Annotated in this window: 22 protein-coding genes; 17 read left to right on the top strand and 5 right to left on the bottom strand. The window is 60.5% G+C overall.

Annotated features, from left to right (window positions below; genetic code table 11):
* Nucleotides 1–131: 131 nt before the first annotated feature.
* The 4 genes from sigI (at nucleotide 132) to DLM86_RS18750 (ending at nucleotide 5,033) form a co-directional block, all read left to right on the top strand.
* Nucleotides 132–926: an RNA polymerase sigma factor SigI gene (gene sigI, locus DLM86_RS18735; protein ID WP_110841585.1), complete on the top strand. Its 795-nt coding sequence runs from the start codon at nucleotides 132–134 to the stop codon at nucleotides 924–926.
* Between the two features lie 4 nt (nucleotides 927–930).
* A complete protein-coding gene (locus DLM86_RS18740; protein WP_110841586.1) occupies nucleotides 931–2,355 on the top strand; it encodes an anti-sigma factor domain-containing protein in 1,425 nt (474 codons plus the stop codon).
* 231 nt (nucleotides 2,356–2,586) lie between these two features.
* Nucleotides 2,587–3,957, top strand: a complete 1,371-nt coding sequence (locus tag DLM86_RS18745) for an ATP-binding protein (protein WP_110841587.1) — start codon at nucleotides 2,587–2,589, stop codon at nucleotides 3,955–3,957.
* Nucleotides 3,958–4,019: 62 nt separating this feature from the next.
* Nucleotides 4,020–5,033 carry an aldo/keto reductase gene (locus DLM86_RS18750; protein ID WP_110841588.1) on the top strand — a complete coding sequence of 338 codons (1,014 nt, stop codon included), beginning with the start codon at nucleotides 4,020–4,022 and terminating at the stop codon, nucleotides 5,031–5,033.
* 105 nt (nucleotides 5,034–5,138) lie between these two features.
* On the opposite strand, the gene DLM86_RS18755 is transcribed toward DLM86_RS18750, so the two are convergent.
* Nucleotides 5,139–5,684 (bottom strand): hypothetical protein, encoded by a 546-nt coding sequence (locus DLM86_RS18755; protein ID WP_110841589.1) that lies wholly within the window; start codon nucleotides 5,682–5,684, stop codon nucleotides 5,139–5,141.
* A 132-nt stretch (nucleotides 5,685–5,816) separates the two neighbouring features.
* Here DLM86_RS18755 and DLM86_RS18760 point away from each other — a divergent pair, with 132 nt between their 5' ends.
* The 4 genes from DLM86_RS18760 (at nucleotide 5,817) to DLM86_RS18775 (ending at nucleotide 9,405) form a co-directional block, all read left to right on the top strand.
* Nucleotides 5,817–7,121: an MFS transporter gene (locus DLM86_RS18760; protein ID WP_211326553.1), complete on the top strand. Its 1,305-nt coding sequence runs from the start codon at nucleotides 5,817–5,819 to the stop codon at nucleotides 7,119–7,121.
* Complete coding sequence (locus DLM86_RS18765; RefSeq protein ID WP_110841590.1) at nucleotides 7,118–8,050, top strand: Gfo/Idh/MocA family protein; 933 nt, start codon at nucleotides 7,118–7,120, stop codon at nucleotides 8,048–8,050. Before DLM86_RS18760 ends, DLM86_RS18765 begins: the two co-directional genes overlap by 4 nt.
* Nucleotides 8,051–8,186: 136 nt before the next feature.
* Nucleotides 8,187–8,771 carry a sulfite oxidase-like oxidoreductase gene (locus tag DLM86_RS18770; protein WP_110841591.1) on the top strand — a complete coding sequence of 195 codons (585 nt, stop codon included), beginning with the start codon at nucleotides 8,187–8,189 and terminating at the stop codon, nucleotides 8,769–8,771.
* Nucleotides 8,772–8,970: 199 nt separating this feature from the next.
* Nucleotides 8,971–9,405, top strand: a complete 435-nt coding sequence (locus tag DLM86_RS18775; RefSeq protein ID WP_110841592.1) for a DUF1259 domain-containing protein — start codon at nucleotides 8,971–8,973, stop codon at nucleotides 9,403–9,405.
* 217 nt (nucleotides 9,406–9,622) lie between these two features.
* On the opposite strand, the gene DLM86_RS18780 is transcribed toward DLM86_RS18775, so the two are convergent.
* Together DLM86_RS18780 and DLM86_RS18785 are read right to left on the bottom strand one after the other, a co-directional pair.
* Complete coding sequence (locus DLM86_RS18780; RefSeq protein ID WP_110841593.1) at nucleotides 9,623–10,333, bottom strand: PIG-L family deacetylase; 711 nt, start codon at nucleotides 10,331–10,333, stop codon at nucleotides 9,623–9,625.
* On the bottom strand, nucleotides 10,330–10,641 hold the full coding sequence (locus DLM86_RS18785; protein ID WP_110841594.1) for a DUF1806 family protein: 312 nt from the start codon (nucleotides 10,639–10,641) through the stop codon (nucleotides 10,330–10,332). Before DLM86_RS18785 ends, DLM86_RS18780 begins: the two co-directional genes overlap by 4 nt.
* Before the next feature lie 166 nt (nucleotides 10,642–10,807).
* On the opposite strand from DLM86_RS18785, the gene DLM86_RS18790 reads away from it, so the two are divergent.
* The 7 genes from DLM86_RS18790 (at nucleotide 10,808) to DLM86_RS18820 (ending at nucleotide 16,580) form a co-directional block, all read left to right on the top strand.
* A complete protein-coding gene (locus DLM86_RS18790; protein ID WP_110841595.1) occupies nucleotides 10,808–11,380 on the top strand; it encodes a Uma2 family endonuclease in 573 nt (190 codons plus the stop codon).
* Between the two features lie 18 nt (nucleotides 11,381–11,398).
* Nucleotides 11,399–12,145 carry an ABC transporter ATP-binding protein gene (locus DLM86_RS18795; protein WP_110841596.1) on the top strand — a complete coding sequence of 249 codons (747 nt, stop codon included), beginning with the start codon at nucleotides 11,399–11,401 and terminating at the stop codon, nucleotides 12,143–12,145.
* Nucleotides 12,145–12,888: an ABC transporter permease gene (locus DLM86_RS18800; RefSeq protein WP_110841597.1), complete on the top strand. Its 744-nt coding sequence runs from the start codon at nucleotides 12,145–12,147 to the stop codon at nucleotides 12,886–12,888. The genes DLM86_RS18795 and DLM86_RS18800 overlap by 1 nt, the downstream gene beginning before the upstream one ends.
* Nucleotides 12,889–12,950: 62 nt before the next feature.
* Entirely contained in the window at nucleotides 12,951–14,111 is a 1,161-nt protein-coding gene (locus tag DLM86_RS18805) for a metallophosphoesterase (RefSeq protein ID WP_245954727.1), read from the top strand.
* Between the two features lie 114 nt (nucleotides 14,112–14,225).
* Entirely contained in the window at nucleotides 14,226–14,993 is a 768-nt protein-coding gene (locus DLM86_RS18810) for a sporulation protein (RefSeq protein WP_110841599.1), read from the top strand.
* A gap of 152 nt (nucleotides 14,994–15,145) precedes the next feature.
* A complete protein-coding gene (locus DLM86_RS18815; RefSeq protein WP_110841600.1) occupies nucleotides 15,146–15,664 on the top strand; it encodes a DUF3231 family protein in 519 nt (172 codons plus the stop codon).
* Nucleotides 15,665–15,806: 142 nt separating this feature from the next.
* Complete coding sequence (locus DLM86_RS18820; RefSeq protein ID WP_110841601.1) at nucleotides 15,807–16,580, top strand: 3D domain-containing protein; 774 nt, start codon at nucleotides 15,807–15,809, stop codon at nucleotides 16,578–16,580.
* 64 nt (nucleotides 16,581–16,644) lie between these two features.
* On the opposite strand, the gene DLM86_RS18825 is transcribed toward DLM86_RS18820, so the two are convergent.
* Nucleotides 16,645–17,223, bottom strand: a complete 579-nt coding sequence (locus DLM86_RS18825; RefSeq protein WP_110841602.1) for a hypothetical protein — start codon at nucleotides 17,221–17,223, stop codon at nucleotides 16,645–16,647.
* Between the two features lie 232 nt (nucleotides 17,224–17,455).
* Here DLM86_RS18825 and DLM86_RS33015 point away from each other — a divergent pair, with 232 nt between their 5' ends.
* Together DLM86_RS33015 and DLM86_RS33020 are read left to right on the top strand one after the other, a co-directional pair.
* Entirely contained in the window at nucleotides 17,456–17,737 is a 282-nt protein-coding gene (locus DLM86_RS33015) for an MCP four helix bundle domain-containing protein (protein ID WP_281272165.1), read from the top strand.
* Between the two features lie 20 nt (nucleotides 17,738–17,757).
* Nucleotides 17,758–19,047, top strand: a complete 1,290-nt coding sequence (locus tag DLM86_RS33020; RefSeq protein WP_281272171.1) for a methyl-accepting chemotaxis protein — start codon at nucleotides 17,758–17,760, stop codon at nucleotides 19,045–19,047.
* A gap of 228 nt (nucleotides 19,048–19,275) precedes the next feature.
* Here DLM86_RS33020 and DLM86_RS18835 read toward each other — a convergent pair whose 3' ends face one another.
* Nucleotides 19,276–21,630, bottom strand: coding sequence for a type IA DNA topoisomerase (locus tag DLM86_RS18835; RefSeq protein WP_110841603.1), 2,355 nt, complete (start codon nucleotides 21,628–21,630; stop codon nucleotides 19,276–19,278).
* Nucleotides 21,631–21,662: the final 32 nt, after the last annotated feature.

Raw genomic sequence — 21,662 nt, forward strand, 5'->3', positions numbered from 1 at the left:
TCGCGGATGCGGCGTCTTCGACGCTTCGCTTCGTCCATCCAGTCCGGTATGGTATAATAGCTAGAATCGGGTTCGGGTGACCCCCATATCCGGGTTTTCCTGCTCGAAACATGTAGTGTGAGGTGGAACGTTTGCTGCTGGTCTTGTTCAAGAAATTTCTCGGAAAACGCCAGTCTCACGAAGCATCCGGCACGCCGGAAACCCCCGAGGCCAAAGTCATGGGCATCCAGTCGGGGAACATCCGGCTGCGGAACCAATTTATAACCGATTACCAGCCCTATGTGGCCAAAGTGACAAGCCGTTTTTGCAAGCGATATATCGACCCGTCGCGGGACGACGAATTCAGCATCGCGCTCGGGGCCTTCAACGAAGCCATCAATCAGTTTTCTCCGGAATCGGGAAGGTCTTTTTTGAGCTTCGCGGAAACGGTCATACGCCGCAGGCTGATCGACTACGTGCGCAAGGAATCCCGCTTTGCGGGGCAAATTCCTTACAGCTCGTTCGAAGTGGAGGATGATGAGGACAGTATCGTCAATCCGGTGGAAATTCACCAGGCGATCGAACATTACGAGAAAGAGAAAACGACCGAAGAACGACGAAGCGAAATCGTCGACTTCAATCGCTGCTTGCAGGAGTTCGGGATCTCCTTCCACGACCTGGTCGAGGCTTCTCCCAAGCATAGCGACTCCCGGGAAGCTTTATTCAAGATCGGGGCGCTGTTGGCGCGGGATCAAGCGATGATGGGGATCGTGCTGACGAAGAAAATGCTGCCGATCAAGGAGCTGCTCGACCAAGTCGACGTATCCCGAAAAACGTTGGAGCGCAACCGCAAATTTATTATCGCGGTGGCGTTGATTTACAGCGGGCCTTATCCGTATTTGAAGCATTACCTGAACATCCCCGAAGAGTACCCGGGAAAGGAGTGAGAACATGTTCAAAGGCATCGTGATGGAGATGACCGAGGCGGATCTGGTCGTGCTTACACCGGACGGTCAATTCAAAAAAATTCCCCGCATGGGGCGCGTTTGCCAGGTCGGGGAAGAAGTGCTGTTCTCCACTCCTCCGTTTCGCCTGAAACGGCCCGTTTTATCCGCTATGTTCGCTTTGACCGCCGCCGTCCTCTTCTGCATCGTGCTGTTCAACGGTCTGGGAGGCAACCTGGAAGGCGTCAAGCCGATCGTTGCGTACGTGACGCTTGACATCAACCCGAGTGTGGAGCTGGGCGTCGACAAGGATAACGAGGTGCAGGAGGCGCGCGGATTGAACGAGGACGGCGTCGAGCTGCTGCAATCGCTCGAGCTGACCGGCCGGCCGCTCGCGGCCGCCACGGAAGTGCTGTTGAATCATGTCGAGCAAAAGGGAATATTCAGCCAAGAAGAAGGGGACATCATCATTTCCAGCACGAAGGTGTACGAGGAAGCGAAAGTAGACGAGAGCAGCCTCGGCCAAATCGTGAAGGAAACCGTGTCGAAGCATATCGAAACGAAGCATCCCCAAGCGACTTCGGCCTTTCAGGTCGCCGCGTTCGTCACCCCGCCGACCATCCGCGAGGAAGCGCTCGCCAAAGGCTTATCCGCCGGTAAATACGCGATTTACTTGAGCGCCAAAGACAACGGCAACGACATCGATCTGAACGCGCTGCGCGACGATTCGGTGCACAAGATCGCGAAGGAAGCGGGCGGCTTGAACAAGCTGATCGACCCGAAGGAGCTGCCCAAGAAGGAGACGTTGTCCAAGCTGCTCGAGGCGGAGAAGAAGGGCGAGCTCGACGCGAAGGTGAAGGAGAAGTCGGAGAAAGACAAGTCGAAGTCCGACGACAAGAAGAACGGCGACAAGAAAAACGACGATAAGAAAACGACGCCGCCGCCGAACAAACCGGCCTCCACGACGCCGTCCAAAACGGACGGCAAATCGTCCGATCCGAAGAAAAACGGCAACGACGACAAGAACGACAAGGACGACAAGAAAAATACGGACTCCGGGCAAAAGCCCGGGACGACGCCCGCCAAAAATCCCCCCGCCGCAAACAACGGCGGGAATTCCGGCGTAACGAAGCCGAAGGACGACGACGACAAGCGCGCGGAGGACGACCGCAAGAAGGAAGAAGAGAAGCGCAAGGAAGAGGAACGGAAGAAGGAAGAAGAGAAGCGCAAGGAAGACGAGCGCAAGAAGGAAGAGGAAAATCGCAAGGAAGAGGAACGCAAGAAGGAAGAGCAGAAAAAAGCCGAGGAATTGAAGAAAAAGGAAGAGGAAAAACGGAAGGAAGACGAACGGAAGCGGCAAAACGGTTCCGGCGGCGGGACCGGGAAGAAGGAAGACTCGGAAGACGGAAACCGTTCGCAGCAAGGCCGCTGATCGGACAAACGGTCCGTCGCTTTATGTCGCCTTTTGTTGCATGAACGTCCTGCGGTTTCCCGGTTCGGGGGACTGCGGGACGTTTTCTATTCATTCGACACGATTCCAATTATTTAGCGGTTATTTGCGATTGACGGGATATGGAAATTCCATCTATGATACTGGTAGTTCGCGGGGAGACGCCGGCAAGCGAAGCTTGCGCGTCCTATATTCAGGTAAGAAGGTGTGCTTATGTCCGAGTTGAGAAAGCAATACTTGCGAGCCCTGAACCAATATTTCGAGAACGGGAGCGGCGGCTCCCGCCATCCGGCGGCTACCCTCGGAACGGTGCTGCACGAAATCGAACCCGAAGAAATCGTCCTCCTGCACGAACAAAGCGTGAATATGCTGGCCGCCACGGCGGAGCCGGAAGAAGCGCTTCGGTATTACCGGCTATCCTTCGTTTTTTTAATGGAGCTGCTCGCTCATTACCGATACGAATTCCGCCACGTCCACAATAACGAGCAGGTGCTCGAGGAGCTGCGCAACCAGCTGTTCAAGACGCACCACTCATTCCAGACGGTGGCCCACAAATACGAGAACGTCCTGCAGCATCTGGACAGCGGCATCGTCCTGTTCGACAGCGAAGGGTTCGTGTCGTTCGTCAACGTGACGATGGCGAGGTTTCTCGGTATGCCGCGCAAGGCGCTGCTCGGGCTCGATTTGCCCGGGCTTGCGTCGCATTCCGGACTGTCGCGGTCGTTTCGCCGTCTCGTCGTGAAGCTGCATAGGGAAATGTTTTTGTACCGGCTTCGCTACCACGAGGTGATCGACGAGAACGGCCGGCATTTTTTGATAACGGCTACATACGGGGAAGAGCTGGACGGCGACATCCTGATCAGCGTGAAAGACGTGACGGAGTTCAAAAAAATCGAGCAGTCCGCCTATCAAAACGACAAGCTGGCCATGCTCGGCAAAATCGCGGCGGCGATCGCGCACGAAATCCGCAACCCGCTCACGTCGATCCGAGGCTTCATCCAGCTGCTGAGGCCGCACCTGGCCCAGCTCGGCAAGGACGAATACGCGCGCATCGTCATCGACGAAATCGACCGCGCCAACGATATCATTTACGAATTTCTCAATTCGTCCAAGCCTTCGACGCCGAACAAGAAAAAAATAGTGGTAGGAGATCTGCTGAAGGAAGTGACGCTGCTGTTCGAGAGCGAGGCGATCCTGAAAGGCTGCGATATCGAGCTCGATCCGGTCGATCCGGCCATGACGATATGCGTGGACGTCAAGCAGATGAAGCAGGCGCTGCTCAATATCGTCAAAAATTCGCTCGACGCCGTCGGCGGAAGCGACCGCACGGAGCGGGGGATGATCCGCATCTCGGCGCACCAGCAGGGCGCGAAGGCGATGATCAGCGTGCAGGATAACGGGACCGGGATGGATTTTCATACGCAGTCGAAGCTGTTCGACCCGTTTTTTACGACGAAGATGGAAGGTACCGGGCTAGGTTTGGCCGTCTGCTACCGAATTATTAAAAATCACGGGGGCAACATCCAAGTCGACAGCGAGGTCGGCGACGGGACCCGGTTCAAAATTACGATGCCGCTGTGCTGAAGGGATGTGCTACAATAAAACGGACGGACTCTTAGACAACGAACGGCGAGAGGGGAACATTCATGAGATACCGCACATTCGGGAAAATCGGGTTTCAAGTGTCGTCGCTCGGCTTCGGAGCGATGAACTTGCCCGGCGTCCCGTTGGAGCAGGCGCGAGCGGCGCTCAACTACGCGCTCGACAACGGCATCAACTATATCGATACGGCGGCCGCCTACCGGAACAGCGAGGAAATTATCGGCGAATGCATCTCGCACCGGCGGGACGAATACTTTTTGGCGACGAAGACGGGCAAGCGCGATTACGCTTCCGCGAAGGAAGAGATCGAGCGAAGCTTGACGCGCATGAAAACGGACGTCATCGATTTGCTGCAAATTCATTACGTGAACTACGTGCACGAGTTCAAAGCCGCGATGGAGGAGGACGGGGCGTACCGGGCCGCGCTGGAGGCGAAGAAGGCGGGCAAAATTCGGCATATCGGCATTACCGGCCACCGTCCGGAGCTGCTGGCGAAATGGATCCAAAAGGACGAGTTCGACCAGGTGCTGTTCCATCTGAACTTGGCGCAGCCGTTCGCGCTGAACGAGCTGATCCCCGAGCTGACGCGGCGGAACATGGGCAAGGTGGCGATGAAGCCGCTCTCCGGAGGGTTCATTCAGCCGGTCGACAAGGCGATCCGGTATCCGTACAGTCAGGACGTGCATGTTATTATTTCGGGCATGGTCAGCGTCGACGAGGTGAAGGAGAACATCGCGGCGATGGAGCGGGAGGTGGAGGACGCGGAGCGCGAGGAGCTGGAGCGGCTGGCGCTGCGGCTCGGCACGCATAACTGCCGGCGGTGCAACTACTGCTCGTGTCCGCTCGGCATCCCGATTCCGGACGTCATGATTTCGAGCGTCATCCGCGAGGAACTGGGGCTGCTGCCGAAAGGCGTCGGCTTCTACGAGAAGCATAAGGAGAAGATCGTCTCCTGCGCCGACTACGAGCCGTGCAAGGAGAAGCCGCAATGCCAGCAGCAATGTCCGTATCATTTGCCCATGCAGTCGGTCATCCAAAAAGCGGCGGCGAGCTATTGATCGCTCCGGCCGCCGCCGTTGTCGGCGCCTGCGACGCGGCGGACGTCAAAAAGCCCGCCTGCATTCAGGCGGGCCGTCCGAGGCGGATCGATATGGGGTGCCGCGCTACGCTTGCAGCTCCACATTGGGCGAAGCGACGGCCGAGGACGAAGCCGGCTTATACGTTACGTCCAAATCGGTCAACGGGATGATGAGCCGGTTCACCTCGTGAATCGTAAACGGCATCGGGGCGGTCCGCTCCGACAGGTTCGTCAGGGAGACGCCGATGCGGCCGTTTTTACGTTTGCGGCGCAAGTCGTACTGCAGGACGGTCAGCGCGGCGGTATAATCGTCGGCGTGTACCATCCGAACCGTAGGAGCGTTCTCGTACGGAATGATGAGCGTCTTCCGGTTCCAGTACACCGTGCCGGGCTGGAACGAAACGACGAGCCATTCGGGCTCGCCGGAGCCGCCCGCCAGCTTCACGATCTCCACCCCGCGCCGTCCGGGATCGAGCTTCTGGCTCGTTTTCAAATCCGGCAGGAACGGGACGATGAATATTGGAATGGCGCTGGCGATATATAGCAATAACGGAGATTCCCATACGATGCTGGAAATGAAAAACGCGGCAAACACGGCTAGTCCGAGCAAAACGATCCATTTGTTTTTCATTTGCAGGTCCCTCGCATTCGGTCGAAAGCTTTCGAAAAATTACGCTATCTATTATAGCATATGGGCGAACCGCTTTGAAGATGCAGTTGTTGCAAGCCGAAGGAAAACCTGACATAAAGCGAGGCTGCCATCATGGGACCGTTCCGCAGACGCTTGCGCGGCCGAAAGCCGTCGACGTATCGCAACGGAATGCTTGCCGCGACGTTCGAGGGCATTCCGGCCATCATCCTGTTCCAGCTGCTCGGGGGACCGTTCCTCACGGGTTATTTGTTGTATTTGGGGGCGTCGTCGTTTCAGATCGGCATCGTGCTCGCGATTCCGAGCATGGCGAACATGCTGCAAATCGTCGGCGCGCTGCTCATTCAGCGGTTTACGAACCGGAAGCTCGCCTTCGCGCTGCTGTGCGGGCTTCATCGGATTTTATGGGTATTGACGGGGGCGGTTCCGTTCGTCTTCCCGCGCGAATTCGGGGTCGCCGCGTACATCGCCGTCTGCGTCCTCGGGTTCGTCGGCCAGGCGATCGGCTCCGTCTTCTGGACATCGCTCATCGCGGACATGGTGCCGGCGCGGGTTCGGGGGCGGTATTTCGGCATCCGCAACACGATCCTGTGGGCGGGAGGCTGCCTCGCCATCCTCGTGTTCGGCCAGCTGCTCGACCGGCTGCCGGAGCCGCGGGGCTTTCATGTGCTGTACGCCGTCGCCGCCGTCTGCGCGGTGCTCGACATCGTCTTCTTCCTCCGATATCCGAACCCGCCGTTCGAGAAGTCCGGACAGACGGGCATGGGCGCGATGCTGGCCGTGCCGTTCCGGCATAAGCCCTTTCGGAAGGCGATGCTGTTCATCTCGCTCTGGCTGTTCGTGCAGGGGATCTCGGTGCCGTTCTTCAACTACGTCATGCTGGACGTCATGCATATCGGCTACCGGTGGATCTCGGTCGCCACGATGACGCAAAACGTCGCGATGATGGCCGGCTACTACATGTGGGGCAACCTGAATGCGAAATACGCGACGAAGACACTGCTGTTCTGGACGCTTCCGGTCATCGCCGCGTCCTGCATGACGTGGGGACTGCTGCCGATGCTGCCGGACATCCCCGTCCTGCTCGCCGTTCATCTGTTGATCGGCATCGGCGTGGGCGGGTTCAATCAGCTCATGTTCAATTACGTCGTCGGCGATACGCCGAAGGGGGAGCGGCCGATGTTCGTCGCTGTATTCTACGCGATGACGGGGCTGGCCGGCTTCCTCGGGCCGACGCTCGGCGGGTCGGTATACAAATGGATCGCGGACATGCCGCATGGGGTGCAGCTGTTCGGCGTTTCGGTGACGGTCGGCGTCGTTCTGCTTGCCGTTGCGCTCGGCATCGGCACGAACGCGCTGCTGGACCGCAAAATGACGTTCCGCCGATCGCGCGGAACCGGGTGGGGGAAAAGCGGATGAAAAAACGAATCGGCATGATCGGACTTGGAGATATTGCGGCGAAGGCGTATTTGCCGGTGCTGGCGCACCACCCTCGGGCGGAATTGACGGCGATCATGAGCCGGTCGGAGGCGACCGTGGAGCGAATCGGCGACGCGTTCCGGGTCGCCCGGCGCCACACGGAGCTGTCCGGACTGCTCGGGGAGGAGCTGGACGCGGTATTCGTCCACAGTCCGACGGAGACGCATGCGGCGATCGTGACGGCTTGTCTCGACCGCGGCGTGCACGTATACGTGGACAAGCCGCTGTCGTACCGGCTCGACGAGTCGGAGCGGATGACGGAGACGGCGGCGCGGCGCGGGAAGCTGCTCGCCGTCGGCTTCAACCGGCGGTTCGCCCCGCTGTACGTCGAAGCGAAGCGGTGGCTCGACGAGGCCGGCGGCTTCGATCTGTGCATCGCCCAGAAGCACCGGACGAAGCGGCAGTCGCTGTCGGCGAAGGAGACGCTGTACGACGACTTTATCCATATGGCCGACCTGCTGCTGTGGCTCGGCGCGTCTCCCGGCGAGGTGACGAGCTGGGCGGCCGAGCGGGACGGCGAAGGGCGGCTGCTGCACGCCTCGGGAAGCTTGCGGTTCGGATCGGCCGTCTCGTTCGTCAGCATGAACCGCCGGGCGGGCGGTGATCTGGAGCGGTTGGAGCTGCACGGCGGAGGCCGGTCGGCGGAAATCGTCAATCTCGAATCGGCGGTTCTGCGCGACCCGCAGGGCGGCGAACGGTCGAGCCGGTTCGGCAGCTGGGAGACGGTTCCGCACCGACGCGGCTTCGCGGGCATCGTCGACCATTTCCTCGACTCGCTCGACGAACCCGATCGGTGCGAGGTCGCCGCGGAGCGGGTGATCGCGACGCACCGGCTCGTCGAGCGGCTGAGCGGCATGGGGTACGTCTGAAGCGAAACGTAGCGGTGCGCCGCGCCGGTCGGCATAACGGCCATGCCGGGCAGAACGTGCATAGCTTCGGAGAAAAACGGTATAATGGGAGAGAAAGTCGGAATCGAACCGGGACCGACGAACAAGGAGGGTAACCATGAGCAACACGACAGAGCATCGAGACCGCGTCCCGCCGGGACAAACGCTGACCGCCGGGTTTCCCGTTCTGCATTACGGCGACGTGCCGTATTACCGCGATATGGGGACGTGGGATTTGCGCGTATTCGGCCTCGTGGAGGAAGAGCTGACGTTCTCGTACAAAGAATTTATGACGCTGCCGCGCGTGGAGTACAAGAACGACATTCACTGCGTGACGACGTGGTCGAAGCTCGACAACGTCTGGGAAGGCGTCGCCGTCTCCACGATCATGGAGCGGGTCAAGCTGAAGCCGGAGGCGAAGTTCGTCATGCTGCACGCCGAGCACGGCTGGACGACGAACTTGCCGATCGAGGATTTCCTGCGCGAGACGAGCTTTTTCGGCATCAAGCATAACGGCGAGCTGCTTACGCCGGAGCACGGATACCCGGTACGGATGGTCGTGCCGCACCTGTACTTCTGGAAGAGCGCGAAGTGGCTGCGCGGCATCGAGTTCATGGCGAAGAACAAGCCGGGCTTTTGGGAGCGGAACGGGTACCATATGTACGGGGACCCGTGGCGCGAAGAAAGGTACGATTTCGACTAAAGTTGCCGGCTGCAATCCACGATAGCGGCCAACCGACATACGAAGTCCTCCATGTACATGGAGGGCTTTTTGTTTTGCATCGTTCACGGGGAACCTATGATTCTTTCAAAAATAGATCGATCTTCCGTAAGGTTTGTCCCTATCCAAGCCAATCTCTCTATCATATGCTGCTATAAATCGGAATAGGGAGGGATTCGCTATGGCAGTCAGTCCGCTTTGCCAGCAGTTCGCATCCATTCTTGGCGCCCAGCCTATGGTGATTAACGGGGTGTGCACCGCTTCCCGGGTGCGAAACAACATTCGGCCGATTATTTTGGGCAAACGCTCGAGATCGTTCTTGGCCATTCCCCAAGCTTTCTCATTCGAGAGTATCGGCCGCGACGGTAGAGCGCTCTGTTTGGGAGAAACCGTTATTTTGACGGCCGAAATCAATCCGTTTATTTCGCGGCTGCGCAAGCACGGCATTAAAGTGACGGCGCTGCATAACCACTGGTTGTTTACGAATCCGAATCTTTGGTATATTCATTTCGAAAAGAAGGACCAACCGTTGGAGTTCGCGAGAGATGTCCGGGACGCCTTGAATGTGCTGACGACAAGAGTGGTTCGTCCCCGCGTCGTTGCCCGCAAGAAGTAAGAAGCGGAAGCCTTCTCGTTATTTGCGATCTGGAGCGAGCCGAAGGGAGATTGGGAGGAAGGGGGGAAACCCCCTTCTTTCTTTTGACCGTCTCGTGCAGCTTGTCAAAGGACCGAGGAATAGATCAAGGTTCTCTCCCGTTTCGGGTGTACCGGGCTCCCGGGCCGAGGCGGATGCTTGGACCCCGGAGAGCTGGCGGTAAATTCGGCCAAAGGTGTTAAAACAAGCTGTGCCCCTCTCGTCCCGACGGATTCGCGGCGGCCCGAATGAAATATTCGTGCTTGCCGAACCGGGACACCGCCTCCCGGTCCGGAAGCCATACCCATTCGTCGATCTCGGACTGGCATCGGTGCGCGCGGAACGCCGCCAGCTTCGCTTCCAAATGGGCGGAAACGTCGATTTTGACGATATCGCCCCGCGTGTAGCCGTAAGGCTCCGGATGCTCCATCACGTCGCCGAACGATATGAAGAACAGCGACTCGCGCAGCCCGGCGCGTTCACAAGCGGCCGTTGCCGCTTTACCGATCGCGCAGTGATCCGGATGCCCGCCCAGCTTCTCGTGGAACGTCAGCACGGCGTCGGGGCGGATGTCGCGAATGAGCGCTTCGATTCGCCCCGTCAATACCGCCTCGTCCACGAATTCCACCGTCTTGTCGCGGATCCCGAGAAAATGGAGCCGCCGGATGCCTAAACGGGCGCACGCTTGCCGAAGCTCCTGCTCGCGGGCGGCCGCTATCGTTTCGCGGTTGAGATAGGGAGGGTTGCCCATGCGTCTTCCCATTTCTCCCCGCGTAGCGCTGACCAGCGTGATATCGACGCCTTCGGAGGCGTATTTTGCCAGCGTTCCGCCGCAAATGAACGTTTCGTCGTCCGGATGAGCGAATACGGCCAGCAGGTTGCGCGTCTTCGTTGTCTCGGTTGCGTTCATTCCGGAAACGGCTCCTTTCCCAAGTGAAGGGCGACGTTCATCCGCCCTCGGTCGTCAAAGCCGGCCAGCAGGAGCCGCCCGGTCTCATCGATCTCGTAATGCGTGAGTGCTTCCATCCGCAGCCAGCCGCGACCGTCAAAGCGTAGGGCGACGCGATACGGGCCTTCCCCCGCAACAAATGCTTCCGTAACCCGAACCTTGAAGTTGCGGACGAATACGAACAAGGTCGCTTCGCTGTGAACGTAAGCTTCCTTCCCGACAAACTTCCGCAGCTCCGCTTCCGTCCGTGTCCGATGTATAGGGATCATGGCGATCGTTCCTTTTGCTTGAAGTATACGAGCCCCCTAATTGTACCATATACGGGCGGGCGGGCGCCCGGCTGCTCCGCGCCATAGAAGCTCGCAAATTCGTCCGTCATCCCCACTTATGTTATGATAAATCTATATGCCATCAAGCGATCGGGAGGGGAAGGCCATGAGCATGCCTTCGGATCGGAGCCGCTATACGTATGCGGACTATTTGAAGTGGGGGGAGGGCGAGCGCGTCGAGCTGATCGAAGGGTACGCCTACGCGATGACGCCCGCTCCGTCCAGAGCCCATCAGGAAGTGCTGCTGGCACTCGCATCGGAATTTTCCAATTTTCTTCGCGGCAAACGCTGCCGCGCCTACATCGCGCCGTTCGACGTCCGGCTTCCGCGGGGAACCGAAACGGACGAGGAGACCTTGACGGTCGTTCAGCCCGACTTGTCCGTCGTGTGCGATCCCGGCAAGCTGGACGACCGGGGCTGCAAGGGGGCGCCCGACTTGATCGTGGAGGTCGTGTCGCCCGGGTCGCTCAAGCTCGATACGACCGTCAAACGAAAACGGTACGAGCAGGCCGGCGTCCGGGAATATTGGGTCGTCTATCCGAACGAGAAAGCGGTATTGACCTACTTTCTCGAAGAAAGCGGACGATTCGACGAAGGCGAATCGTACGGCAAGGAAGATACGATCGCGGTGCGCGTGCTGGATGGGCTTTCGATCCCGCTCGAGCGCGTGTTTGCATAAGAAGGGAGAAGGGCTTCATTGAACGAGCTGCTGACGCTCGAGGGCGTGTCGAAGCGCCGGCCGGACCATACGTCCGATTATTTGTTCCGCCACGTGACGGCGACCGTTAATTCGGGAGAACGTATCGCGGTCGTAGGCGCGTCGGGGCAAGGGAAAAGCACGCTGCTGCGGCTGCTGGCCCGCCTCGACGTCCCCGACGAAGGCGCGATCAAGCTTCGGGGAAAGCCCGTCGGCGATTGGAAGCCGCCGGAATGGCGGAGGCGCGTCGTCTATGTCGCGCAGCAGCCGGTCATGCTGCCCGGGACGGTCGAGGCGAATTTGCGGACGGCGAGCGAGCTGCACGGCACGCCGTTCGACCGGACGCTGGCGGAGCGATGCATGACCGCGGTCGGTCTGGAGGCGATCGATTGGCGCAAGGCGGCGTCGGAGCTATCCGGGGGCGAGAAGCAGCGGACGGCGCTCGTCCGCTGCTTGCTGGCGCTCCCCGACGCGCTGCTGCTCGACGAGACGACGGCGTCGCTCGATCCGGCGAGCAAGCGTGCGGTGGAGGAGCTGCTTCTCGAGTGGACGAGGGAGCGCGGGACGGCTTATTTATGGGTTACGCACGACTGGGAGCAGGCGCGGAACGTCAGCGATTCCGTCTGGTTCATGGACGAGGGGACGCTTTGCGGAGCGGCGGAGACGGACACGTTTTTTCGCGAGCCGCCGAACGAAAGGGCCAGGAGCTTCATCCGGTCGGCGCACGGCGAAGGAGGAGCAGGCTGATGTCCAACTTCGCACTGGCGTGCACGCTCGTCTTCGTCGCCGTGACGGTGCTGCTGTCGATGCGCCAGAAGCTCGGCCTCGAGAAAGATATCGCGATCGGGACGGTGCGATCCGCCATCCAGCTGCTGTTCGTCGGCTACGTCCTGCATTTCGTCTTCGAGACGGACCACCCGCTGTTCGTCGTTATCATCGTCGCGACGATGATAACGGTCGCCTCCTGGAACGCCGGCGCGCGCGCCAAGCATATTCCGGGCATCCGGCTGCGAATCGCGGCCGCGCTGTGCTGCACGGAAGCGTTGACGGTCGGACTGCTGCTCGGGCTTCGCATCATCGAGCCGACGCCGCAATACGTCATCCCGATCAGCGGCATCACCGTCGGCAGCTCGATGATCGTATGCGGCCTGTTCCTGAACCAAATGAACCGTGAGGTCGAGTCGTCCCGCGGCGAAATCGAGGCGCTGCTCGCGTTGGGGGCGACCGTCGGGCAGGCGATCCGGGCCGCGGCGAAGCGGTCGGTCCGCGCCAGCATGATCCCGACGATCGACGGGATGAAGACGATCGGCCTCGTCCAGCTGCCGGGTATGATGACCGGGATGATCGTCGCCGGCGCCGACCCGATCGAAGCGGTCCGCTACCAAATTCTGATCATGTTCGTGCTGGCGTCGGCCGCCGCGACGACGGCGATGCTGCTCGGACGGCTCAGCTCCCCGCTTTGGTTTACGAAGGACGAACGGTTGCGATAGCACCCGCCTCGGCAGCAAGCTACTCTATGGAAACGACAGCAAGGAGACGGAACGACTTGAAGATGCGAACGCTGCTTGTCATCGTCTGTTTTTTGTTTGTATTCATCGCGCTGTCCGCCTATATCGGCTGGAACGGATACGTCTTCTGGAACGCGGCGATATCGCCGCAGCTGGATGCCGTCTACTGGGTTTTCTTCGCCTTGATCGCATACGGCTACTTGGCCGCGATGCTGCTTCGCCGCTTGATTCCGTACCGGCTGTACGCCGCCCTGAAGACGATCGGCTCGTACGGCATGGCGGTGCTGTTCTACGCGCTGCTCACGCTGCCCGCCGCGGATGTGCTCGTCGCCCTGCTGCGCTGGGCGGGGGTGGAGCGGGACTACGCGATCGCGCGCACCGGCTGGGTCGAGCTGCTCGTTCTGCTGCTCATCCTGCTTCGCGGCTCCTGGAACGCTCGAAGTCCGGTCGTGCGCCGGTACGACATCGAGATCGCCAAGCCGGCGGGGACGAGGCGCGAGCTTCGTTTGGCGGTCGCATCGGATTTGCACCTCGGCACGACCGTCGGGAGACGGCATTTGACCCGGCTCGTCGAGCGGGTAGAGGCGCTGAAGCCGGACATCGTTTTGCTGCCCGGCGACGTGCTGGACGACAGCATCGAGCCGTTCGTGCGCGAGCGGATGGCCGACGTCATGCGCAGGCTGAAGGCGCCGCTTGGCGTATACGCTTCGCTCGGCAACCACGAATATATCGGCGGCCATATCGCCGAATACACGGAGCGGATGCGCGAAATCGGAATCGAGGTGCTGATCGATCGGGTCGTTCGGGTGGCCGACAGCTTCTATGTCGCGGGCCGAAAAGACGCGTCCGTCGAGCGGTTTGCCGGCGGCGGCAGGCTGTCCGTCGACGAGCTGCTGGCGGACGCCGACCGGTCGCTGCCGATCGTGCTGCTCGACCACCAGCCGTACAAGCTCGGAGCGGCGGCGGAGTCCGGCGTCGACCTGATGCTGTCGGGCCATACGCACCGCGGGCAAATGGCGCCGAATCATTGGATTACCGGACGGCTGTTCGAGCTCGATTGGGGGTATCTCCGCAAAGGAGCGATGCACGCGATCGTCTCGTCCGGCTTCGGCACCTGGGGGCCCCCGGTCCGGATCGGGAGCCGCTCGGAGCTGCTCGACATCCGTATCGCCTTCCGCTCGGAGACGGTCGGACCTGCCGAGTGAGTCGGACGCTTCCACCTCTCACCCTTAAAATTTGGGGTTGTCAAATATTTCCGGAAACCGTACCATGGTAGTGGGACCAAAAGCCCATTTCATTCGCGAAGGAGCGCATCGTCCATGTCCTTTTTCAAAAAAATGATGGCCAGCGTCGGCATCGGCGGCGTCAAGGTGAACGCGGTGCCGGACAACGCCGACGGCGTGCGGGTCGGCGACGAGCTTCACGGCACGATTTACGTCAAGGGAGGCAATCTCCCGCAGGAAATCACCCGCATTCATTTATACTTGTACTCCAACTATTTCCGGGAACGAGACGGTCAAATCGTCGAGGAGAGCGACCGGATCGCCCATTACCACCTGGACGAGCATTTCACGATCGAGCCCGGCGAAGAGCGCGAGTTTTCGTTCGCGTTTCCGATTCCGCTCTCGACGCCGATTACGATCGGCTCCTCGAAGGTATGGCTCGTAACGGAGCTGGACGTGGAGAAGGCGATCGACCAAAGGGACAAGGACTACATTCATATTCAGCCGCATCCGATCGTCGGGGCGGTGTTCGAAGCGCTGGCCCAGCTCGGTCTCCGCGCCCACGAGGTATCGCTGATGCACGTTCCGCGCCTCGGCCTCGAATTTCCGTTCGTGCAGGAGTTCGAGCTGAAGCCGCAATATCGCTCCAATTTGGAGGAGCTCGAGCTGTTTTACGTCGTCGGCGAGGACGAGGTCGAGTTTTTCATGGAGATCGATCGTCGGGCCAGAGGGCTGCTGGGGCTGCTCGAGGAGCAGTTCGACTTGGACGAACGGTTCGTCCGGTTTACGCTCACGTATGACGATACCGAGAACATGGACGGCTTGATCGCCTTCCTGAAGGAGACGATCGAGGACAACTTGTAGGACCGTTATGCAGCAACCATTCAAGCGGCTTTCGCCTTGCGGGCGGAGCCGCTTTTTTTCTTCTCCGCTTCATGGAATACGAAGCGGACGATTGGAAGACAATACGAAAGTTCGGACGAATCGCACCAATATATCGAAGGGAGAACGAAAACGTGGGCATTCTTAGCGGCAATCCGAAAGACGAGCCGTTGCATTACGGCGAAATATACGCGTTGTGGCAATGCTCCTCCGGGGCCAAGCTAGCGACGTCGTGCTACCGGACGCATCTGGTGCACGCCGGAGACGACGACCTGAAAAAAATGTTGAACGAAGCGATCGACCAGTGCGGCAAAGAAATCGAGGAATGCGATGCGCTCTTGAAGGCGAACGGGATCGCACCCGCCCCGGCGATGCCGGAGAAGCCGGAGGCGAAGCTCGAGGACATTCCTCCGGGCGCCCGTCTCACCGACCCTGAAATCGCCGCTTCGCTCGGTATCGATTTCGCCGGAGGGCTGACGATGTTCAGCCAAGCGATGGCCCAATCGATCCGCGAAGACGTCGGGGCGCTGTTCGCGAAGTATCACGCGACGAAAACGGCGATGGCGCTCAAGCTGCTGCGGTTGAACAAGGATAAGGGATGGCTCGTCCCGCCTCCGCTGCAGGTCAAGCGTCCCGAGCCGGTCGAAGTATAAGCTGTAAAGGGGCAAGCGGCGTTCGCCTTTCGGCGGCGCCGCTTGCTGTCGTTTCGGGAGGGCCGCGTTTAGAAATCCGTCGTCCGGGCAACTCTAGTAATATCCTATTCTATCAATTTCCCAAATCGAGGAGGATGTTGCTATGAGACGGAAATGGATGAGAACGGCGATGACGGTCGCGATCGGCTTGACCGTTGCGGCAAGCTCGGCCCCGAAGGCGCTCGCGGATTTGAGCGAGGAGGACGCACTTTATTTATCGGACTATGTTTATGCGGCGGAAGCGTGGGCGTACCGGACCGGCTCCGAGCTGGTGATAGAGCCGGCGCTAGATTCCGCGAACGATTCGGGCGACGGACCGGTGGAAATCGCTTCGGCCGCTTCAACCGCTCCCGCGGCGCCCGCCCTGAGCATGCTGCAATACCAAGTCAATCCGGGCGATACGCTCTATAAAATATCGAAGGCGTTCGGCATCACGATGGACGAGCTGTTGGCCGCCAATGCGCTGGACAATCCGAACCGGCTCCAAATCGGGCAAACGCTCGACATCCCCCAAGGCGGCGAAGGCTGGAACGCCGGAGGCGAAAGGCCCGTCGTGAAGCGCGTGCTGAACTCGACGCTCACGGCGTATACGGCGGGAGCCGAATCGACGGGCAAGACGCCCTCTCATCCCGCCTACGGCATAACGCGGAGCGGCAGCAAGGCGGAGGAGGGCCGGACGGTCGCCGTCGACCCTTCGATTATCCCGCTCGGTTCGACCGTGCTGATCGAAGGGATCGGCGTCCGCAAAGCCGAAGATACCGGCTCCGCCATCAAAGGCTCGCGCATCGACGTGTACATGAACGATTTGGAAGAGGCGGTCGAATTCGGGGTCAAAAAAAACGTGAAGGTTTTCGTATTGACCGACCGGAGCGCATGACTGCGCATCGGAGCGTCCGGAAGCGAACCGGAAGCGAACCGGAAGCAAAACGGAAGCTTCGCGGCTATCCGTTGAACTCCCGGAAAAATTCGTTGAGATAGGGGAACTTGTCGCCCGGAATACGGAACTCCATCGCGAACCCCGATTCGATCAGCGTGACGTCGCGCAGGAAGCGCGACCGCACGCGGCTGTGCACGAGCTCCCGAACGCGGCGCAGGTTCCGCCGCCGGATCGCCGCCGACAAGGCGGAGGCGAACGGCGGGCAGTCGCGGATCGTCCGGTACAGGGGCAGCACTGCCGCCGCGATCGTCCGGTTCGCCTTCGTGCCGAACCGGAATTGCGTCGTACCCGGGGGGATGGACGTCCCGTTCGTATATTCCTGAAGCGGGGCCGGGAACGGTACGGTGACGAAGAAGCCGATGCCGTTCGTGGCGAGGCCGAGCCTGCCGATCGGCCTCGTCTCCTCGAACAGCCGGATCATGCGTCCCAGATCGAGCGTGCGGACCGCACGCGTCCATCGGCGGGCGTAAGCGCCGTCGCTTGCGATTTTGCGGTATAGCGGGATGACCGCCCCGGCCGTCCGGCGCAGCGCCTCCGGACCGGGATAGACGGGCTGACGTTTGGTTGATACGTTTTTGCCCATGCTCGCCTTTCCTCCTTCTGTGAGTCCTTTCTCTCCCAACATATGCCGAGAAAAGGAGGGAGGGCCGGGCGTGAGACAAATCGCGATTTCATATCTCGTTCGACATAATTCTATTTTTATTGACACAATTCTCCCGTTCCGTTTAGACTGAAAGTAGTTCCAAATGCCGATTTGTCCAATCGGTTAATGGCATGATATGGCGGATACATACACGGATCGGGAGGCACAAGAGATGAAATGGTTTCACGACTGGAAAACGTCGGTCAAGCTGCTGGCCGCATTCGTATCGCTGGCGGTTTTGCTTGCGGTCGTCGGCGTTTTCGGCATCGCCAACATGAGTAGGCTCGATTCGAGCATGGACCAGCTGTACGGCAACAACTTGACCTCGGTCCGTCTGCTTTCCCAAACGCAAATCGATTACACCGAAATTCGCGTCAGTCTTCGGAAAATCGCCTTGACCGAACGAACGGAAGACGTTCGGTTCGGAAGGAAATCGACGGCATCCGAAAATTAAAAGGGAACATTAAGGCGACGATAGCCGAATACCGAAGCACGCCCTTGACGAGCGAAGACCTTCGGTTGTTGAACGATTTCGACAAGGAATGGGACATTTACGACAAGCTGACCGAACAAGGTCTCGAGATCGCGCAAGCCGACGGTCGGGACAAGTACGTCGTTTATTTGCAGGAGCAGCTTGCAGGCGCTGGGGACAATCTGAAAGCGACGATACAAGAAATCGTAGCGCTGAACGTCAAGCTGGCGGAGCAGGCTTGGAAAGACGGAGGGAGCTTGTACGATCGTTCGTTCGCGATTACGACCGCGATCGTCGTCGTGGCGGTCGTGGTGAGCGTCGTATTGGGGCTGTTCATCTCGCGGGCGATCGCAAGACCGCTCGGTCAAGTGACGGAGCTTGTCGCGAAGGTGGCGGACGGCGATTTGCGCGAGACGGTCGACATCGACCGGAAGGACGAGATCGGCGTGCTGGCACGCTCGATCAACGATATGATCGTCCGCCTGCGGACGCTGGTCGGGGGCATCGTCGCGTCGGCGCAGAGCGTGTCCTCGGCCTCCGAACAAATATCGGCGAGCACCGAGGAAATCGCGGGGAGCAGCACGAACCAAGCCGAGTCGTCGCAAATGATTACCGAGCTGTTCAAGGAGCTGTCCTCGGCCATCGACTCCGTGGCCAAAAGCTCCGAGCAAGCGTCGGAGCTCGCGCTGCGCACCGTCGCCACGGCCAAAAACGGCGGTCACGCGGTAACGGACGCGATTCAGGGAATGAACGAAGTGCAGGAGAAGGTCAGTCTGCTGGAGCAGGATTCGGCGAAAATCGGGGACATTATCGAAGTGATCGACGAAATCGCCGAGCAGACGAACTTGCTCGCGCTGAATGCCGCCATCGAGGCGGCCCGAGCCGGCGACCAAGGCCGGGGCTTCGCCGTCGTCGCCGACGAGGTACGGAAGCTGGCGGAGCGAAGCGGGGAAGCGACGAAGCAAATTTCCGACATTATCAAAGGCATGCAGCACAATACGAAGGAATGCGTCGGCGCCGTCCAGGAAGGCGTCCAAAAGTCGAAGCGGACGGGAGACGCGTTCGAAAGCATCGTCGGCATGGTCGACGAAACGGCGCAGAAGGCGTCCGAAATCGCCGCGGCGAGCGAGCAGCAGGCCGCGCAGTCGTCGGACGTCATGCGCTCGGTGGAGTCGATCTCGGCGGCCAGCGAGGAAGCGGCGGCGGCGGCACAAGAAACGGCGGCCACGTCGCAGTCTCTGTCCCGGCTGGCGGAGGAGCTGAACGGCGCCGTCTCTCGCTTCCGCGTGTAACGGCGACCGGTCGGCCGCGCCCGTATCGGGTGCGGCCGCTCCGGCACCTGCACGTCAAAAAGCGGAACCTTCACGGGTTCCGCTTTTTGACGTGCAAGGGTATGAGATTCGACAAGGAAGCGCTCGGATGCGGACGCTGCCGACCTTTGTCCGTTGCGAAGGACGTCTTCGGCCGTCAAGCCGGACGCCAACGATTCGCATGCCGCATCCCGCCGTCCGCCCGTCCCGTCATGTCGCCGGCTCCAGCTCCACTTGGCCGACGTTCGGGTCCTTCAGCACGATCCGGCCTTCGATCGGCGCGCCCGACCGGTCGATCAGCTTCAGCTTGCCGGTGCGCCCTTTCTCGACGAGGCTGCGGATCATGGCCGGGGTGAGCGTCTTGCCGAGGCTTTGCTTCCAGATGACGAATTTGCAGCCGGTTTTGTAATTGCTGCAGCCATAGCCTTTATTGCCCATGAAAATATGGCCGCCGCACCCTTCGCGCGGGCAAGCCGCGATATATTCGCGCTCGCCGCCGGCTTTCGCGGCGGCGGACGCCGTAGCGGTCGCGGACGCGGCCGCACCGCCCGCGGAGCGGGTTGCGCGCGCGGGCTTCTCCGCCGCGTCGCGCGGGGCGCTCCGAGCGGCCTTGCCCTTGCCGCCGCCGCCGCCACGGGCTTTGCCCGCTCCCGCCGCTTCGGCGGCGCCCTCGAAGGCGTTCTTCGCCGCGCGCGGCTGAACGCGTACTTTATCGATGATCGTGCGGGTGAACTTCTTGACGTTCTCGATGAAGACGGCGTCGGACGCCTGCCCGCGCGATATTTCGTTCAGCCGGCGCTCCCAATGGCCGGTCATTTCCGGCGACGTCAGCAGCTCGACGCCCGCGCTGCGGATCAGCTCGACCGCGGCGCGGCCTTTTTGCGTGATGGCGATCCGCTTGCCCTGCATCGTGACGTAGCCGACGTTTTTCAGCCGCTCGATGACGGAAGCGCGAGTCGCCGGCGTGCCAAGGCCGGAATCCTTCATCGCGTCGCGCAGCTCCTCGTCCTCGAGCTGCTTGCCCGCGCTCTCCATCGCCTTCAGCAGCGTGCCCTCGGTATACGGCTTCGGCGGCTGCGTCTCCTTCTCCTTCGCCGCCGAGTCGCGGCAGTGCACCGGCTCGTCCGGCCGCAGCGCGAACGGCGTATCGATCAGCTCCTCCTCGGGCTCCGTCCCCTCGCCGTCGCCGTCCTTCCCGTCCTTGCCTTCCGGCTTGCCACCGGATTTGCCGGACTTTTTGCCGCCTCCGTCCTTCACGGACTTGTCGTCCTCGTAAATGACTTTCCAACCCAGGCTCAGCAGCTGCTTGACGGTCGTCTTGAACGTCTCCTTCTCCACCTCGGTCAAAATCGTATGCACCTTGTACTCGGCGGGCGGGTAGAAATGCGACAGGAAGCGCCGGATGACCAGGTCGTACAGCTTCTGCTCCTCGGGCGACAGGCCATTCGCGCGCTTGCCCGTCGGCAAAATCGCGTGGTGGTCTTCGACCTTGGCCGGTTTGCAGACGGCTTTGTTGTTTTTGTGCACGAGCCGCTTGTCGGCGCCGCCGGCCAGCGCCTCGTAAGGCGTGCCGCGAAGCGAATCGAGCGCCCGGTACATTTCCGGGATGTTCTGTTCGTTGACGTAGTTCGAGTTCGTCCGCGGATACGAGATCACTTTATGCTTCTCGTACAGCGCTTGCGCGATGTCGAGCGTTTTCTTCGCGGAGAAGCCGAATTTGGCGTTGGCCTCCCGCTGGAGCAGCGTCAAGTCGTACAGCCGGAACGGATACTCCTTCGTATCCTTCGCCTCGTAGCTGGCGATCGTCCCCGGCTTGTCCTTCACCTTCGCCGCGAGCGCCTCGGCCTTGGCGGCATCCGTCAGCCGCTCGCCTTGCCATAAGCCGCGGTAAGACGTCTCCCGCTGGTCGAAATAAGCTTCGACCTCGTAAAACTTCGCGGACGTGAACGCCTCGATCTGCTTTTGCCGGTCGTACAGCAGCGCCAGCACGGGTGTCTGCACGCGCCCGACGGACAACAGCTCGTTATGCTTCGTCGTGAACGCGCGCGATCCGTTCATCCCGATCAGCCAGTCGGCTTCGCTCCGGGCGCGGGCGGCCCGCGTCAGCGGCTCGTACTCGCTCGCGTCCTTCAGCTCGGCGAAGCCGCGGCGGATCGTCTCCGGCGTCAAGTCGGAGATCCACAGCCGCTTCACCGGGTGGGTCAACCGCAAATGCTGCTGGATGTACGCGAAGATGAGCTGGCCCTCGCGCCCGGCGTCGCAGGCGTTGACGATGTCGCCGCATTGCTTGGCGAGCGTCTGGATCACCTTCAGCTGGTCCTTCGTCCGCGGATTCGGCAGCAGCTTGAACGAATCGGGGATGATCGGCAAATCGTTGAAGTTCCACTTTTTGTATTTGTCGTCGTAAAGGTCGGGCTCCGCGAGTCCGATCAAATGGCCGATCGCCCACGTGATGACGTAGCGCTCCCCTTCGAGGTGCGTCCGCTTGTTGACGGCCTTCGGTTCGATGGCGGCGGCGATGTTGCGGCCCATGTCCGGCTTTTCGGCGATAATCAATGTTTTCAATGCAGTTCCCCCGTACGTGGTATGGCGCCTTC

The organism is Paenibacillus flagellatus (assembly GCF_003217775.1).
GTDB classification, from domain to species: Bacteria; Bacillota; Bacilli; order Paenibacillales; family NBRC-103111; genus Paenibacillus_AB; species Paenibacillus_AB flagellatus.